This window comes from Paraburkholderia sp. GW821-FHT02A12 (assembly GCF_059422005.1).
This window is the reverse complement of record NZ_JBWKWA010000001.1, coordinates 4,407,881-4,423,565: the sequence shown is the minus strand read 5'-3', so window position 1 is coordinate 4,423,565 and position 15,685 is coordinate 4,407,881. Positions and strand designations below refer to the sequence as shown.

General features: G+C 65.7%; 13 protein-coding genes. All 13 read left to right on the top strand.

Annotation, left to right across the window (positions count from 1 at the left end; translation table 11 throughout):
- The first annotated feature begins 36 nt into the window (after nt 1-36).
- The 13 genes from cheW to AC07WT_RS20410 all read left to right on the top strand — a co-directional run bounded on the left by cheW (nt 37) and on the right by AC07WT_RS20410 (nt 15,660).
- Nucleotides 37-567 carry a chemotaxis protein CheW gene (gene cheW / locus AC07WT_RS20470; protein WP_494948258.1) on the top strand — a complete coding sequence of 177 codons (531 nt, stop codon included), beginning with the start codon at nt 37-39 and terminating at the stop codon, nt 565-567.
- A gap of 44 nt (nt 568-611) precedes the next feature.
- Nucleotides 612-2,489: a methyl-accepting chemotaxis protein gene (locus AC07WT_RS20465; protein WP_494948257.1), complete on the top strand. Its 1,878-nt coding sequence runs from the start codon at nt 612-614 to the stop codon at nt 2,487-2,489.
- 204 nt (nt 2,490-2,693) lie between these two features.
- Entirely contained in the window at nt 2,694-3,728 is a 1,035-nt protein-coding gene (locus tag AC07WT_RS20460; protein ID WP_494948256.1) for a CheR family methyltransferase, read from the top strand.
- On the top strand, nt 3,725-4,567 hold the full coding sequence (gene cheD / locus AC07WT_RS20455) for a chemoreceptor glutamine deamidase CheD (protein WP_494948255.1): 843 nt from the start codon (nt 3,725-3,727) through the stop codon (nt 4,565-4,567). The genes AC07WT_RS20460 and cheD overlap by 4 nt, the downstream gene beginning before the upstream one ends.
- Nucleotides 4,568-4,572: 5 nt before the next feature.
- On the top strand, nt 4,573-5,658 hold the full coding sequence (locus AC07WT_RS20450) for a protein-glutamate methylesterase/protein-glutamine glutaminase (protein WP_494948254.1): 1,086 nt from the start codon (nt 4,573-4,575) through the stop codon (nt 5,656-5,658).
- Between the two features lie 64 nt (nt 5,659-5,722).
- A complete protein-coding gene (gene cheY, locus AC07WT_RS20445) occupies nt 5,723-6,118 on the top strand; it encodes a chemotaxis response regulator CheY (protein WP_115101674.1) in 396 nt (131 codons plus the stop codon).
- Between the two features lies 1 nt (nt 6,119).
- Nucleotides 6,120-6,830, top strand: coding sequence for a protein phosphatase CheZ (cheZ, locus tag AC07WT_RS20440; protein ID WP_494948253.1), 711 nt, complete (start codon nt 6,120-6,122; stop codon nt 6,828-6,830).
- Between the two features lie 269 nt (nt 6,831-7,099).
- The gene (locus AC07WT_RS20435) at nt 7,100-7,642 is read left to right on the top strand and encodes a DUF2844 domain-containing protein (RefSeq protein WP_494948252.1); all 543 of its coding nucleotides are present in this window, start codon (nt 7,100-7,102) and stop codon (nt 7,640-7,642) included.
- Nucleotides 7,643-7,657: 15 nt separating this feature from the next.
- Complete coding sequence (locus AC07WT_RS20430; protein WP_494948251.1) at nt 7,658-8,920, top strand: DUF3443 domain-containing protein; 1,263 nt, start codon at nt 7,658-7,660, stop codon at nt 8,918-8,920.
- Between the two features lie 279 nt (nt 8,921-9,199).
- The gene (flhB, locus tag AC07WT_RS20425) at nt 9,200-10,411 is read left to right on the top strand and encodes a flagellar biosynthesis protein FlhB (protein WP_494948250.1); all 1,212 of its coding nucleotides are present in this window, start codon (nt 9,200-9,202) and stop codon (nt 10,409-10,411) included.
- A complete protein-coding gene (gene flhA, locus AC07WT_RS20420) occupies nt 10,408-12,510 on the top strand; it encodes a flagellar biosynthesis protein FlhA (protein WP_492592618.1) in 2,103 nt (700 codons plus the stop codon). Before flhB ends, flhA begins: the two co-directional genes overlap by 4 nt.
- A gap of 332 nt (nt 12,511-12,842) precedes the next feature.
- On the top strand, nt 12,843-14,798 hold the full coding sequence (gene flhF / locus AC07WT_RS20415) for a flagellar biosynthesis GTPase FlhF (protein WP_494948249.1): 1,956 nt from the start codon (nt 12,843-12,845) through the stop codon (nt 14,796-14,798).
- Entirely contained in the window at nt 14,791-15,660 is an 870-nt protein-coding gene (locus AC07WT_RS20410; protein ID WP_494948248.1) for a MinD/ParA family ATP-binding protein, read from the top strand. The genes flhF and AC07WT_RS20410 overlap by 8 nt, the downstream gene beginning before the upstream one ends.
- Nucleotides 15,661-15,685: the final 25 nt, after the last annotated feature.

Sequence of the window (15,685 nt, the reverse complement as noted above, 5' to 3'; positions counted from 1 at the left end):
CTCAACGCATTTCATCCCAACCGCTTGGGGGCTAACGTGGCAGAAGTCCAATCCATCAATTCGAGCGTCGCGAACGGTACGAATGGCCGCCGCGACGCGCAGCAGGCCGACGCCGGCGGTCAGGAATTCCTCGTCTTCACGCTCGGCGCCGAAGAGTACGGCATCGACATCCTCAAGGTGCAGGAAATCCGCGGCTACGACAACGTCACGCGCATCGCCAATGCGCCTGAGTTCATCAAGGGCGTGATCAATCTGCGCGGCATCATCGTGCCGATCGTCGACATGCGCATCAAGTTCCATCTGGGCCGCGTCGAGTACGACCATCAGACGGTGGTGATCATCCTGAACGTCGCGCATCGCGTGGTCGGGATGGTGGTGGACGGCGTGTCGGACGTGCTGACCCTCGCCACCGACCAGATCATGCCGGCGCCGGAATTCGGCGCCACCCTGACGACCGAATATCTCACGGGTCTGGGCACTGTCGACGGCCGCATGCTGATCCTGATGGACATCGAGAAGCTGATGACCAGCCGTGAAATGGCACTGATCGAAACGCTCGCCGGCTAAGCGGTTGCTGCGCGAACGAGGGACTGGAATAAGGGAGCATTGAGATGCTGAGCAGGTTGTCGATTCGCACGTCGCTGACGCTGGTGGGGATCATTCTGGTTGCGCTGACCGTGGTGGTCGGCGCGCTCGGGCTGACGGCGCTGAATCGCGCCAGCCAGTCGCTCGATCGCATTGCGCGCGGCGATCTGGTGGCGATTCACGCGCTTGATGAGGCGTCGGCGTACCTGTTGCGCACGCGCGTATCGCTCGATCGCTTCAATTCGTTGAGCACCGCCGGCGACACCGAGCAGGCGAAGAAGGTCCTCAATCGTGCGCAGGAACTGTACGGCCTGGGCAACCAGAGCTGGCAGACGTATCTCGACGCGCCCAAGAGCGGCGCCGAGCAGGCACAGCTCGACGAACTGGCGACGCGCCGCACGACGCTGATGCGCGACGGCATGGATCCGGAGTTCGCCGCGTTGCGCGCGAACGATCTGGCGGCCTATCACGCGATTGCCGATACGAAGATCAGCCCGTTGTTCGTTGCGTACGACATCGCCGCGTCCGCCGTCATCAAGGGACTGCAGCAGCACGCGATGGACCAGCAGGCGGGCGCGCAATCGAACATCTCGCTGATGACGACGCTGATCATCGCCACCACCGCGCTGGCCTTGCTGCTGGTGGTGGGCATCCGCTTCGCGCTGCGCGGCCTGATCGTGCAGCCGCTCGCCGACGCCACCGCCTGCTTCGAACGGATCGCTTCGGGCGACCTGTCCGAGACGATCGAAGTGTTCAGCCGCAATGAAATCGGCCGGCTGTTCAGCAGCATCAAGCGGATGCAGGAAAGCATGGCGACGATGGTGAAGGCGGTTCACAGCAGTACCGAATCGATCGACACCGGCGCGCGCGAAATCGCGATGGGCAACACCGATCTGTCGCAGCGCACCGAACAGCAAGCCGCTTCGTTGCAGGAAACCGCGTCGAGCATGGAGCAGCTGACCGGCACCGTGCGGCAGAACGCCGAGAACGCGCGCCAGGCGAGCCAGCTGGCGGTCAACGCGTCCGATATCGCGACCCGCGGCGGCGACGTGGTGAGCCAGGTCGTCACGACGATGCAGGGCATCGCGACCAGTTCGAACAAGGTCGTCGACATCATCGGCGTGATCGAAGGGATTGCGTTCCAGACCAATATTCTCGCGCTGAACGCGGCGGTCGAAGCCGCGCGGGCAGGCGAACAGGGCCGCGGTTTCGCGGTGGTCGCGGGCGAAGTGCGCAGCCTCGCGCAGCGCAGCGCCAGCGCCGCGAAGGAAATCAAGGAACTAATCGGCGACTCGGTCGACAAGGTGCAAAGCGGCTCGGCGCTGGTCGGCCGCGCCGGCACCACGATGGACGAGATCGTGCAGGCCGTGCGCCGCGTGACCGACATCATGGGCGAAATCAGCGCGGCTTCCGAAGAGCAGTCGGGCGGTATCGAACAGGTGAATCGCGCGGTCGTGCAGATGGACGAAGTCACGCAGCAGAACGCCGCACTGGTCGAACAGGCGGCGGCTGCGGCGGCATCGCTCGAAGACCAGACGCGTCAGCTGCAAGCCGTGGTGAACGGCTGGAAAGTGGCCGGCGGGCCGGCGCGCGTGGCAACTCACAGCGTAGCGGCGGCAGCGCGTCCGCACACGGCGCGTAGCGCGGGTGTCAAGGCGGCGCCGACAGCCAAGGCTTCGCCACAACCGGCGGCACGCCAGGCAGCGCACCCGGCAGCACACCAGGCGGCGCACCCGGCACCCAGCAGCGCGGCGCAGGCTTCGGCCGCCCATGATGCAGGCGCCGCACGCGTCGAGCCGGCGCTCAAGCCGAAGACGGCGCGGGCCGCGTCCGAATCCGCAGCACGCCCGGCCGCTGCAAGCGCGGCCAAGGCGGGCTCGGATGCGGACTGGGAAACGTTCTAGGAAACAGCAGGCAGACATGCAGCCATTCGGCATCTCGCTCCCTGAGGGGCGAATCATCGAAGCACGCTCGGACAGCGTGTCGCGGGCCGACTGCAGGTGGGCGGAACTCGCGGGCGGGCGCGACCCCGCGAACACAATCCCGTTCGCCAAAGGCAACGCCTTGGGCGGAAAGCGGAATGGCTCGTATCGCAGGCAGGAACTTTGATGATGGCAACGCGCGCACAGCAACGTCCGCAACCGGCACCTCCGCAACCGGCACCTCCGCAACCGGCACGTCCGCAACCGGCACGTCCGCAACCGGCACCTCCGCAACCGGCACGTCCCGAGCGGGCGGACCCGGCCAGATCCGGCGAACAAGGACGGGATTTCGAATTCACGTCGGCGGATTTCGCCCGTATCCGCGAACTGATTCATCGCGGCGCGGGCATCTCGCTGTCGGATCACAAGCGCGACATGGCGTACAGCCGTCTGGCGCGCCGGCTGCGCGCGCGCGGCATCGAGACCTTCAAGCAGTATCTCGATCTGCTCGAAGCGGAAAACGATCCGGCCGAATGGGAAGCGTTCACCAACGCGCTGACCACCAACCTGACCGCATTCTTTCGCGAAGCGCATCACTTTCCGATCCTCGCCGACTTCGTGCCGCGCCGGTCGCAGCCGGTTTCGGTGTGGTGCTCGGCGGCATCGACCGGTGAAGAGCCGTATTCGATCGCAATGACGCTGATCGAAGCCCTCGGCGACAGCGGCGCGCGCCAGGCGAGCGTGCTCGCCACCGACATCGACACGCAAGTGCTGGCAAAAGCCGAAGCCGGCATGTACCAGTTCGACCAGGTCAAGCATCTGTCGCCGGAGCGGCTCAAGCGCTTCTTCCTGAAAGGCACCGGCGCGCACGCCGGCATGGTGAAGGTGCGCCCTGAAGTGCGCGCGATGGTGCGCTTCGAGCAGCTGAACCTGACCGACCGCGATTACCAGCTGCGCTCGCAGTTCGACGCGATCTTCTGCCGCAACGTGATGATCTATTTCGACAAGCCGACCCAGGCGCAAGTACTCGCGCGCTTCGAGCCGTTGATGAAATCGGGCGGTCTGCTGTTTGCCGGCCACTCGGAAAACTTCACGTATGTGACGCAGGCGTTCAAGCTGCGCGGCCAGACAGTTTATGAACTCACGCGCGACGCCGTCCGCACGCCGTCTCGCCAGGCGAGCCATTCCAGCAGTACGCCGGCTAACGGGGTGACGGTATGAGCAGCGCCCTGCCGATCGCCACCAATCTGTACTTCGACAACCACTTCCAACGCCCCGGCGTGAAGCTGTTGCCGAACGAGTTTTATACGACCAGCGAAGACATGGTGCTGGTCACCGTGCTGGGTTCGTGTGTCGCGGCCTGCATCCAGGACCGCACGGCGGGCATCGGCGGCATGAATCACTTCATGCTGCCTGACGACGGCGCCGACGTCGCGCAAGCCGCTTCGGATTCGATGCGCTATGGCGCGTACGCGATGGAAGTGCTGATCAACGAGCTCATCAAGGCGGGCGGCCGGCGCGAGCGCTTCGAAGCCAAGGTGTTCGGCGGCGGCGCGGTGTTGGCCGGCATGACGACGATGAACATCGGCGACCGTAATTCGGAATTCGTGCGCCGTTACCTGGCGCTCGAAAAGATCCGCATCGTCGCCGAGGACTTGCAGGGCTCGCACCCGCGCAAAGTCGCCTTCATGCCGCGTACCGGCCAGGTGATGGTGAAGAAACTCCGCCTGCAGCAGGAAGCGGGCGTCGCCGAGCGCGAACAGGCGCTGGTGCGGCAAAGCGCCGAAGCGCGCGCCGAGCGGCTCGCCGCGGCGCGCAAGCGGGTCGAGCTGTTCTCGACACCGGCCGCTGCAAGGCCGAAGGTCGAACTGTTCGGTTCGAATGCCGGCGGCGCTGCTGGCAACCCCGCTGGCAACTTCGCTGGCAACTCCGCCGGCAAGCCCGCAGCATTCGCGGGAAGCGGTGCGACCGCGGGCGTAGTGAAGCCGCGCATCGAACTCTTTGGCGCGAGCCCGCGCCCCCTTAATTCAAACAACGCCAGAACCGCAGAGGAGGCGTGAGCGCTGTGCAAAAGATCAAAGTATTGTGCGTCGACGATTCGGCGCTGATCCGCAGCCTGATGACGGAAATCATCAATGGCCAGCCGGACATGACCGTCGTGGCGACCGCACCCGACCCGCTGGTCGCGCGCGATCTCATCAAGCAACACAATCCGGACGTATTGACGCTCGACGTCGAAATGCCGCGCATGGACGGCCTCGACTTCCTCGAGAAGCTGATGCGTCTGCGGCCGATGCCGGTCGTGATGGTGTCGTCGCTGACCGAGCGCGGCAACGAAATCACGCTGCGCGCGCTGGAACTGGGTGCGGTCGATTTCGTCACCAAGCCGAAGGTCGGCATTCGCGACGGCATGCTCGACTACTCGGAAAAGCTCGCCGACAAGATTCGCGCCGCGGCCCGCGCGCGGGTGCGCCAGGCCGCGCCGGCGCAGCATGCGGCGGCCCATGCCGCACATGCGCCTGCCGCCGCGCCGCTCTTCAACAATCCGCTGCTCAGTACCGAGAAGCTGATCATCGTCGGCGCGTCGACGGGCGGCACCGAAGCGATCCGCGAGGTGCTGGTGCCGTTGCCGCCGGATGCACCCGCCGTGCTGATCGCGCAGCACATGCCGCCGGGTTTCACAAAATCTTTTGCGCAACGCCTTAATGGTTTGTGCCGGATTACCGTTAAAGAGGCAGAGCACGGCGAACGCGTGCTGCCCGGACATGCGTATATCGCGCCCGGCCACGCTCATCTGTTGCTTGCCCGCAGCGGCGCGAACTATATTGCGCATCTTTCTGACGAGCCGCCGGTGAACCGGCATCGTCCGTCGGTCGACGTGCTGTTCCGTTCGGCCGCGCAGCACGCGGGCAAGAATGCGGTCGGGGTGATCCTAACCGGGATGGGGCGCGACGGCGCCGCCGGCCTGCTGGACATGAAAAAGGCGGGGGCGTATACCCTTGCGCAGGACGAAGCGAGCTGTATCGTCTTCGGCATGCCGCGCGAAGCCATCGCGCTGGGCGCCGCCGACGAGATCGCCTCGCTGCCGGAAATGAGCCGGCGCGTGATGGCGCGTCTGTCGTCAATGGGCGATCGCGTTCAGCGGGTATGATGCGCGCCAAGTAGGTTGAACAGGCGGACATGCGCCGCATCATGGATCAAGCAAAGGGAATGAAATGGATAAGGGAATGAAGTTTCTGGTGGTTGACGATTTTCCGACGATGCGCCGGATCGTCCGCAACCTGCTCAAAGAGCTGGGCTACAGCAACGTCGACGAAGCGGAAGACGGCGCAGCCGGTCTCGCGCGCTTGCGCAGCGGCGCCTATGAGTTCGTGATCTCCGACTGGAACATGCCGAACCTCGACGGTCTGGCCATGCTCAAGGAAATCCGCGCCGACGCCAGCCTCGCGCATCTGCCGGTGCTGATGGTGACGGCCGAGTCGAAGAAGGAAAACATCATCGCGGCAGCCCAGGCCGGCGCGAGCGGCTATGTCGTCAAGCCGTTCACGGCCGCGACGCTCGACGAGAAGCTCAACAAGATTCTCGAGAAGATGGCCAAGACCGGGAGCTGATGTGAATCTGCCGACCAACGCGCAAGGCGCCGAAGCGGGCAGCGAGAGCGGCGACTTTGCGTCCGACCGCATCCTCGCCCGCATCGGCCAGTTGACGCGCACGCTGCGCGACTCGATGCGTGAGCTGGGGCTCGACAAGCATGTCGAGCGCGCGGCGGAAGCCGTACCCGATGCTCGCGACCGTCTGAAGTACATCGCGAACATGACCGAGCAGGCCGCCGAGCGCGTCCTCTCCTCGATCGACGTCGCCAAGCCGATCCAGGAGCAGTTGCAGACGGATGCGGGCGAGCTCGATGCGCGCTGGGAGAAGTGGTACGCGGCGCCGATCGAGCGCGAGGAAGTGCGCGCGCTGATGAACGACACGCGCGCGTTTCTGCGCGGCGTGCCGGAAGCCACCACCGCGACCAATTCGCAGCTGATGGAAATCATGCTGGCGCAGGACTTCCAGGATCTGACCGGCCAGGTCATCAAGAAGATCACGGACGTCGTGTACCTGATCGAGCAGCAATTGCTCGGCGTGCTGGTCGAGAACATCGCGCTCGAGCGGCGCGAGCAGTTCGCGGCGACCGCGGCGGCGCTGGCGGCCGAGCCGTCGTCGACCGGCAGCCCCGAACATCTGCTGAACGGTCCGCAGATCAATCCGGAAGGCAAAACGGACGTGGTGCAGGACCAGTCGCAGGTCGACGATCTGCTGGCGAGCCTTGGCTTCTGACGCAGGATCGGCCGTCCAGGGCGGCAGGCCAAAACTGTATACGTAGCAAGCCGCGCGCCCGCGTGGCCCGCTTCCTACCGGGACGCAACCGCAGGCATACTACGACCTCAAACAGCGGCACGGCTTTCCGGCGCGCAACGGCGCCGGGCGGCGACACGGTGAGGAACCCTTCCATCGTGCGGCCGTAACGGTGCCGTTTGATCTGCAGACTTGTGGCCGGTTCGCACGGCGTGCGGACCGAGCAACAGCCGCTCGGGAGGAGCTTCGTCATGTCGAGTCGTATACGCCGCGCTGGGTGGGTTACCGCGCTTGTTTTGCCCTGTTCGCTGTTAGCCGTGCAGTCCGCTCATGCGGGACTGGGCGGCGCGCCGATGACTCCGCCTGCGGACGCGTCGGTTTCTTCCCGCACCGTGCAGCCCGCCAGCAGCGCGGCAACGGCTGCGCAGAGCGTGATGCATTCCGCATCCGGCGCCGCTTCTTCCACGACCGCCTCTGCGTCCTATACCGTGCGTGAAACCACGCTTGGCAACGGCACGGTCGTGCGCGAATACCTGGCGGCGGACGGCTCGGTGTTCGGCCTCGCGTGGCGCGGCCCGCAAATGCCGGATCTGAGCGATCTGCTCGGCAGCTTTTTTCCGCAATATGTCGCCGGCGTGAAGGCCGTGCGCGCGGCGCGCGGCGGACGCGGCCCGGTGACGGTCGATCAGAGCAGCCTCGTGGTCCATTCCGGCGGCCACATGGGCGCGTTCAACGGTCAGGCGTGGTTGCCGCAGGCGCTGCCCGCCGGCGTCAGCGGTTCCGACATCCAGTAAGGGCGGGGACGAACGATGCGAAGCATGCATATTGCGATAAAGCTCAAGGCGTGGACCCAGGCCGTCGCGGCCGTGGCGCTGGTGTCGGTTCTGGCCGCTTGCGGCGGTGGCGGCGGCAGTTCCAGTTCGAGCTCCAACTCGTCGACCACGCTGAACGGCGGCTCGCTGCCAGCGAGCCCGACTCAGCAGCCGATCGCCGCGAATGCCGCGAATACGGTGCCGATTACGGTTGGCTTCGGCGTGAAAGGCGTCATCAACATTCCCACGGTCAGCGTGACCGTGTGCGCGCCCGGCTCGACCACCTGCCAGACCATCGACAAGATTCAGGTCGACACCGGTTCGTTCGGCTTGCGCGTGGTGAGCTCGGTGCTGAACTCGTCCATGCTTGGCGCCTTGCCGGTCAGCACGGTGACAGGCGGCGCGCAGCTCGCCGAGTGCGCGAATTTCGCCGACGGCTTTATGTGGGGCTCGGTGCGTACCGCAAGCGTGACGATCGGCGGCGAGACGACCACGACGAGCATTCCGGTGCAGATCGTCGGCGACATGGCGGCGGGCACGGTGCCGGCGACCGGCTGCACCGGCGTGGCGGAAAACACGGCCAGCGATCTCGGCGCCAACGGCATCCTCGGTATCGGCACGGCGCCCAACGATTCCTACAGCAACTACTTCGCCTGCCCGGGCGGCACGTCCTGCACGCCCACCGCAGTCGCGCCAGCGCAGCAGATCGCCAATCCGGTCGCCCACTTCGCCACCGACAACAACGGCGTGATCGTGCAGATGCCGCCGGTGGCGGATACCGGAGCGTCGTCGGCGACCGGCACGCTGGTGTTCGGTATCGGCACGCAGTCGAACAATGCGCTGGGCGCCGCGCAGACCTTCACCACCAATCCCTCCGGCGATCTGATCAACAGTGTCTTCAACGGCACGACGGTGCAGGCGTTTCTCGACTCGGGCTCGAACGGCTACTTCTTCTCCGACAGTACCCTCGCGCCATGCGGCAGCCCCTACGCGCCCTTTTACTGCCCGTCGTCGGCGCAAACGCGCTCGATCAGCCTGGTCGGGCAGAACAGCGCGAAAACGACCGCCAGTATCGGCATCCTGAGCGCGGCCACCCTGTTCAGCAACCGCAGCAACTACGCGTTCAACGACTTGGCCGGGGGGCAGCTCAGCGGCAGCAGCAGCTTCGACCTCGGCTTGCCGTTCTTCTATGGCCGTCATGTGTACTTCGGCCTCGATCAGACGGCGAGCGGCGGCCAGGCGCCTTACGTCGCGTTTTGACACGCATGACGCCCATGACGCAAGAGTGACAACCGGCCGGGTACTCGCGGGCACCCGCAGCCGGTTCTCCTGCGCCGCGCTGTCGCTGCGGGTCCGCCGCCCCATCTGAGCCGCCCGCGCGCCTCTCCAGCAAGCAATCCCGGGCGCGCTACCGCCTGTCCCATCCCCCGAAATACCCCCCTTTCCCTGCCCTTATCCGCCGATCGTCGGTTGCGCCCAACGGGAATAATCGCTCTCACTGGAACCAGGCATCGCGCCTCGACCGTTTGGAGAGCTTTTGTGGCAGAGGACAGCGACCTCGAAAAAACCGAATCAGCCACTCCCCGGCGCCTGCAGAAGGCGCGCGAGGAAGGGCAGATCGTGCGTTCGCGGGAGCTGTCGACGTTTGCGCTGCTGGCGGCAGGCTTTTTCGGCGTGTGGGGCATGTCCGGCAGCATCGGCGAGCATTTGCAGAGCATGTTGCGCGCGGCCTTCACGTTCGATCACGCCAGCGTGTTCGAAACGCGCCGCATGATGATCGGCGCGGGCGCCGCGAGCCGCGAAGGGCTGTACGCGTTGCTGCCGATTCTCGCGTTGACCGGCCTCGCCGCCTTGCTCGCGCCGATGGCGCTGGGCGGCTGGCAGTTGTCCGCAAAAGGGTTCGAGCCCAAGTTCGACCGGCTCAACCCGATCGCCGGCCTCGGCAAGATGTTCTCGATCAACGGGCCGATCCAGCTCGGCATGTCGCTCGCGAAAACCCTGGTGGTGGGCATCATCGGCGGCACGGCGATCTGGCATCGCCGCGAGGAGATTCTCGCGCTGGCCACCCAGCCCGTGCAGATTGCGCTGGCCAACGCCATGCATCTGATCGCCGTGTGCTGCGGCATGACGGTGGCGGGCATGTTCGTCGTGGCGGCGCTGGATGTGCCGTATCAACTGTGGCAGTTCCACAAGAAACTGCGCATGACGAAGGAAGAAGTGAAGCGCGAACATCGCGAAAGCGAAGGCGATCCGCATATCAAAGGCCGGATTCGCCAGCAGCAGCGGGCGATTGCCCGCCGCCGCATGATGACGCAGGTGCCGAAGGCCGACGTGGTGGTGACCAACCCGACGCACTTCGCGGTCGCGCTGCAATACGCCGACGGCGAGATGCGCGCGCCGAAGGTGGTCGCCAAGGGCGTGAACCTGGTGGCCGCGCGGATTCGCGAAATCGCCGCGGAAAACAATGTGCCGCTGCTCGAAGCGCCGCCGCTGGCGCGCGCGCTGTATCACAACGTCGAACTGGACCGCGAGATTCCCGGCCCGCTGTACGGCGCGGTCGCCGAGGTGCTCGCGTGGGTGTATCAGTTGCGGCGCTTTAACACCGAAGGCGGCGTCGCGCCGGTCGCACCGACCGAACTCGACGTGCCGGCGGAACTCGACAAGGGCGGCGTGTCGGATCAGGAAGCCGGTCAGGAAGCCGCCGACACGCTCAACAACGCTAACGAAGACGCTCCAGGAGCCTCCGCATGAACGCTCGCGCCGGATTCCTGTCCCGACGGCCCGATGCCTTGAGCAGCACCAATTTGCGCGCCCTCGCCGGGCCGGTGCTGATCTGCATGATCCTCGGCATGATGATCTTGCCGTTGCCGCCGTTTTTGCTGGATATGCTGTTCACCTTCAACATCGCGCTGTCGGTGATGGTGCTGCTCGTCAGCATGTACACGATGAAGCCGCTCGACTTCGCGGCTTTCCCGAGCGTGCTGCTGTTCTCGACGCTGTTGCGCCTGTCGCTGAACGTGGCGTCCACACGGGTCGTGCTGCTCGAAGGCCACACCGGCCCCGACGCCGCCGGCCAGGTGATCGAGTCGTTCGGCCACTTCCTCGTGGGCGGCAACTTCGCGGTCGGTATCGTCGTCTTCATCATCCTGATGGTGATCAACTTCATGGTGATCACCAAGGGTGCGGGGCGGATCGCGGAAGTGTCCGCGCGCTTCACGCTCGACGCAATGCCCGGCAAGCAGATGGCGATCGACGCCGACCTGAACGCCGGCCTCGTCAACGAAGATCAGGCCCGCAAGCGCCGCCTGGAAGTCTCCCAGGAAGCCGAGTTCTACGGTTCGATGGACGGCGCGAGCAAGTTCGTGCGCGGCGACGCGATCGCCGGCTTGCTGATCATGGTGATCAACATCCTGGGCGGCCTGATCGTCGGGATGGTGCAGCATGGGATGGACTTCGCGTCGGCAGGCAAGACCTACACGCTGCTGACCATCGGTGACGGCCTCGTCGCGCAGATCCCGTCGCTGGTGATTTCGACGGCGGCCGGTGTGATCGTCTCGCGCGTCGCCACCAACGAAGACATCGGCACGCAGTTGACCGGCCAGCTCTTCACGAATCCGCGCGTGCTGATGATCACCGGCTGCATTCTCGTGCTGATGGGTCTGATTCCGGGCATGCCGCACTTCGCGTTTCTGATTCTCGGCGGCGGCCTGATCCAGCTCGGCCGCACGATGAAAAAGCGCGCCGAGGAACGCAAGAGCAGCACCGCACTGATCGACGTCGCGCCGGCCGCGATGACTCCGGTGGAAAACACAGAAGCCAGCTGGGACGACGTGACGATGATCGACACGCTCGGCCTCGAAGTGGGCTACCGGCTGATCCCGCTCGTCGACAAGAACTCGGACGGCGAACTGCTCAAGCGGATCAAGAGCATCCGCAAGAAGTTCGCGCAGGAAATCGGCTTCCTGCCGCCGGTGATCCATATCCGCGACAACCTCGAATTGCGGCCGAACGGCTACCGGATCGCGCTGAAGGGTGTCGAAGTCGGCGTCGGCGAAGCGTATCCGGGGCAATGGCTGGCGATCAATCCGGGGCAGGTTTCCGCCGCGCTGCCGGGCACGCCGACGCAAGACCCGGCGTTCGGTTTGCCGGCGATCTGGATCGACACGAATCTGCGCGAACAGGCGCAGGTGTACGGCTACACGGTGGTCGATTCGAGCACCGTGGTGGCGACGCACCTGAATCATCTGGTGGTCACGCACGCGTCCGAACTGCTCGGCCGCCGCGAAGTGCAGGCGCTGATCGAGCGGATGCAGAAAGATACGCCGTCGCTGGTCGACGATCTGGTGCCGAAGACCCTGCCGCTCACCACGTTGCAAAAGGTGTTGCAAAACCTGCTGGAAGAGGGCGTGCCGATCCGCGACATGCGCACGATCCTCGAAGCTTTGTCCGAACACACACCGAAGCTCACCGACGCGCACGATCTCACCGCCGCCGTGCGCCTCGCGCTGGGCCGCGCGATCACGCAGCAGTGGTTCCCGGGCGCCGGCGATATGCAGGTGATGGGCCTCGATTCGAATCTGGAACGGGTGTTGTCGCAGGCGCTGTCGACCGGCGCCAATCCGGGTCTCGAGCCCGGGCTCGCGCATACGCTGATGACCGAAACGCAGAAGGCGATGACGCGTCAGCAAAACCTCGGGCTCGCGCCGGTGCTGCTGGTGCAGCACGCGTTGCGGCCGATGCTCGCGCGTTTCCTGCGCCGCAGCCTGCCGCAGCTGAAGGTGCTGTCGTATGCGGAAGTGCCAGACACGCGCAACGTCAAGGTCGTGAATCTGATCGGCGCGCATGGTTGAACGGCGCGGTTAAGCTTCCCCGCTCGCCGGGTCGATACTTTCTGCCGGCGCTCCTTCGAGCGCCGGTTTTCATTCCGGCTCGCGTTTCTTCTTGCCGTGCGCGGGTTGCGGCGTACGCGCTCCGAGCGCAAAACGGCCCCCCGGCCGGGCCCGAAAAGCCCGTTTAAAACCGGCTTTCGCATGGCACGGGCCGCATGTCCATCGCCCGAATTGCCCACCTTTACCCGTCTTTATCCACCGATCGTCACTCGACGGCTTTCGCAATAATTGATCTCAATGGGAAGCGGTGTGTTGCCGGTCCGTCAGTCCGTTTACCTCATCGGGGGTCCAGCTTGAACATTCGTAAATTTACCGGTGCTACCAGTCGTGATGCTCTGCGTCTCGTGCGCGAAGCCCTGGGCCCGGATGCAGTCGTGTTGTCCAATCGCACGATGGACGACGGCAGCGTCGAAATCGTCGCGCTGGCCGACAGCGACCTGGCAGCCATCGCGCCTAAGGCTCCGCGCGCCGGAGCAGGTGCACCGCAGACCGCGCCGATGAATGCAACGGCTGGACAGCCTGCGTTGATGGCGCCGCGCGCCATGCCGGCCAATCCGTATGCGAGCGGCATGCCCGATGTGTTCGCATCGGTGTTCGGCGCCAGCCCGGAAGCCGGCGCTGAGAATATGGCCGCGAATACCGCTTCGAACGCCGCCTTGAACACCGCCGCCGGCGATGCGCCGGTTGCGGCGCCGAAGAACGCCGTTGTGCCGAAAGCCGTGCTGCCGGGCGCTGCCAAACCCCAGTCGATGGCGCCGGCCATGCCTGCTGCGGCACAGCCGATCGCCATCGACCAGCCCAGCGCCCGCGCCGCGGCGACCCGTCTCACCGAAGACATCCGCGCCGATCTGCTCGAGGCCGCCGGTGTGCCGGCCGCACCCGCTGCCCTGTCAGCCGCCGCTGAAGCGCCGCGCACGATGGCCGAATCGAATCCCTGGCTGATCGATCACGCCCGCCGCATCGCCGCCGAGCAGCAACAGCAACAACAAGGCGCCTACAGCGTGCGCTCCGCAGCGATGACGCCTGCCGCCGCGATGGCCAAGGGCCTCGGCGCCACGGTCGAGCCCGGCAAGGCCGCAGCGCAGGCTGGCGCAGCGCAAGCCGGCAACGCGCCCGACACCGCCGGGACGCCCGAATGGGCGCGCGAGGCCGCGCAAATCGCGGCGCGCCGCGCCGCGCAAAAGATCGCGCCGTCGCTGCCCGCCGGCGACGAGACCCGTACTTCCGCCGCGGTCGCCGAAGCGATCAAGACGCGCATGGAGCAGGTCGTCAACGAAACCGTGATGAACGAACTCGCGTCGATGCGCGGGATGATGGAAGAACACTTCGCCGGCCTGCTGTGGGGCGATCGCCAGCGTCGCAGCCCGGCGCGCGCCGCGTTGACCAAGCATCTGTTCGCCGCCGGTTTCTCCGCGCAGCTCGTGCAGATGATGGTCGACAACCTGCCGGAAAACGTCGAAGACATGGAAGGCGGCATGGAGTGGATCCGCTCGGTGCTCGAATCGAACCTGCCGGTGATGGAAGACGAAGACGCGCTGATGGAGCGCGGCGGCGTCTTCGCGCTGATGGGCCCGACGGGCGTCGGCAAGACGACCACCACCGCCAAGCTCGCCGCGCGTTGCGTGATGCGTTTCGGCGCCAGCAAGGTGGCGTTGCTCACCACCGACAGCTACCGGATCGGCGGCCACGAACAACTGCGCATCTTCGGCAAGATTCTCGGCGTGTCGGTCCACGCGGTGAAAGACAGCGCCGATCTGCAACTCGCGCTCTCCGAATTGCGCAACAAGCACATCGTGCTGATCGACACGATCGGCATGAGCCAGCGCGACCGCCTCGTGTCCGACCAGATCGCGATGCTGTGCCGCGCCGGCCAGCCGGTGCAGCGCCTGTTGCTGCTGAATGCGACGAGCCACGGCGACACGCTCAACGAAGTCGTGCAGGCGTACCAACGCGCGCCGGATCAGCAGCCGCTCGCCGGCTGCATCCTGACCAAGCTCGACGAGGCCACCAATCTCGGCGGCGTGCTCGACACGGTGATCCGCTACAAGCTGCCGGTGCATTACGTGTCGACCGGGCAGAAGGTGCCGGAGAACCTGTACGTCGCGACAAAGAAATTCCTGATCAAGAGCACGTTCTGCATTCCCCGCGACAACTCGCCGTTCGTGCCGCACGACGACGATATTCCGGCGTTGCTGTCCGCACTTTCCGCGCGGTCGACGGCAGAACTGCACGAGGTCCGCTTTGGATAAATTCATCTCGGATCAGGCAGAAGGACTGCGGCGGTTGCTGGCGAAGAACGGATCGCGGGTGATCGCGGTGACGGGCGGCTCGGCGGGCATGGGCCGTACCACGACGGTGGTGAACCTTGCCGCGGCGCTCGCGCAGCAGGGCAAGGACGTGCTGGTGATCGACGAATGCCTCGGCGAGAAGTCAGTGAGCGCGATGCTCGGCGGCGTGCGCGGCGCGGGCAATTTTGCGGCCGTGATGCGCGGCGAGATGACGCTGGACGCCGCCGCCGCACGGCACGCGCTCGGCTTCTCGATGCTGGCCGCTCCGCGTCAGAACCGCGAAGGCCATACGGCCGCGCAGTTCGGCGTGGTGCTGCACGGCTCTGCCGACATCGTGCTGATCGACGCGGAACTCGATCCGCAAGGCCATTTGTCGCCGCTCGCGATGCAGGCGCACGAAGTGATGATCGTCACGCGCGTGGCCGCGCAGGCGATCACCGACACGTACGCGTGCATGAAGCGTCTGCACTACGCGCACGCCACCGCGCAGTTTCGCGTGCTGGTGAACCACGTGCAGAGCGTGGACGACGCGCATACCGCTTTCGCAAACCTGGCCGGCGTGGCCGGGCGCTATCTGACGGTGGCGCTGGAAGACGCCGGTTGCATTGCCGCCGATGCGCGGATGGCGCGAGCCCTGGCGTTGTCGCGTTGTGTCGTCGATGCGTTCCCGTCGACACCGGCTGCGCGGGACTTCCGGCACCTTGCCGCTGAATTGCAGTACTGGCCGATGCGGCCAGCGATGTCGTCGCAAGCGCCCTGGGTGGCGCCTGCGACAGTTACAGCGGCGCAACACGCCGACCAACCGTCTGTGCGGCACGCCTGAGAGGCGGCACGGGGACAAGGGGAGC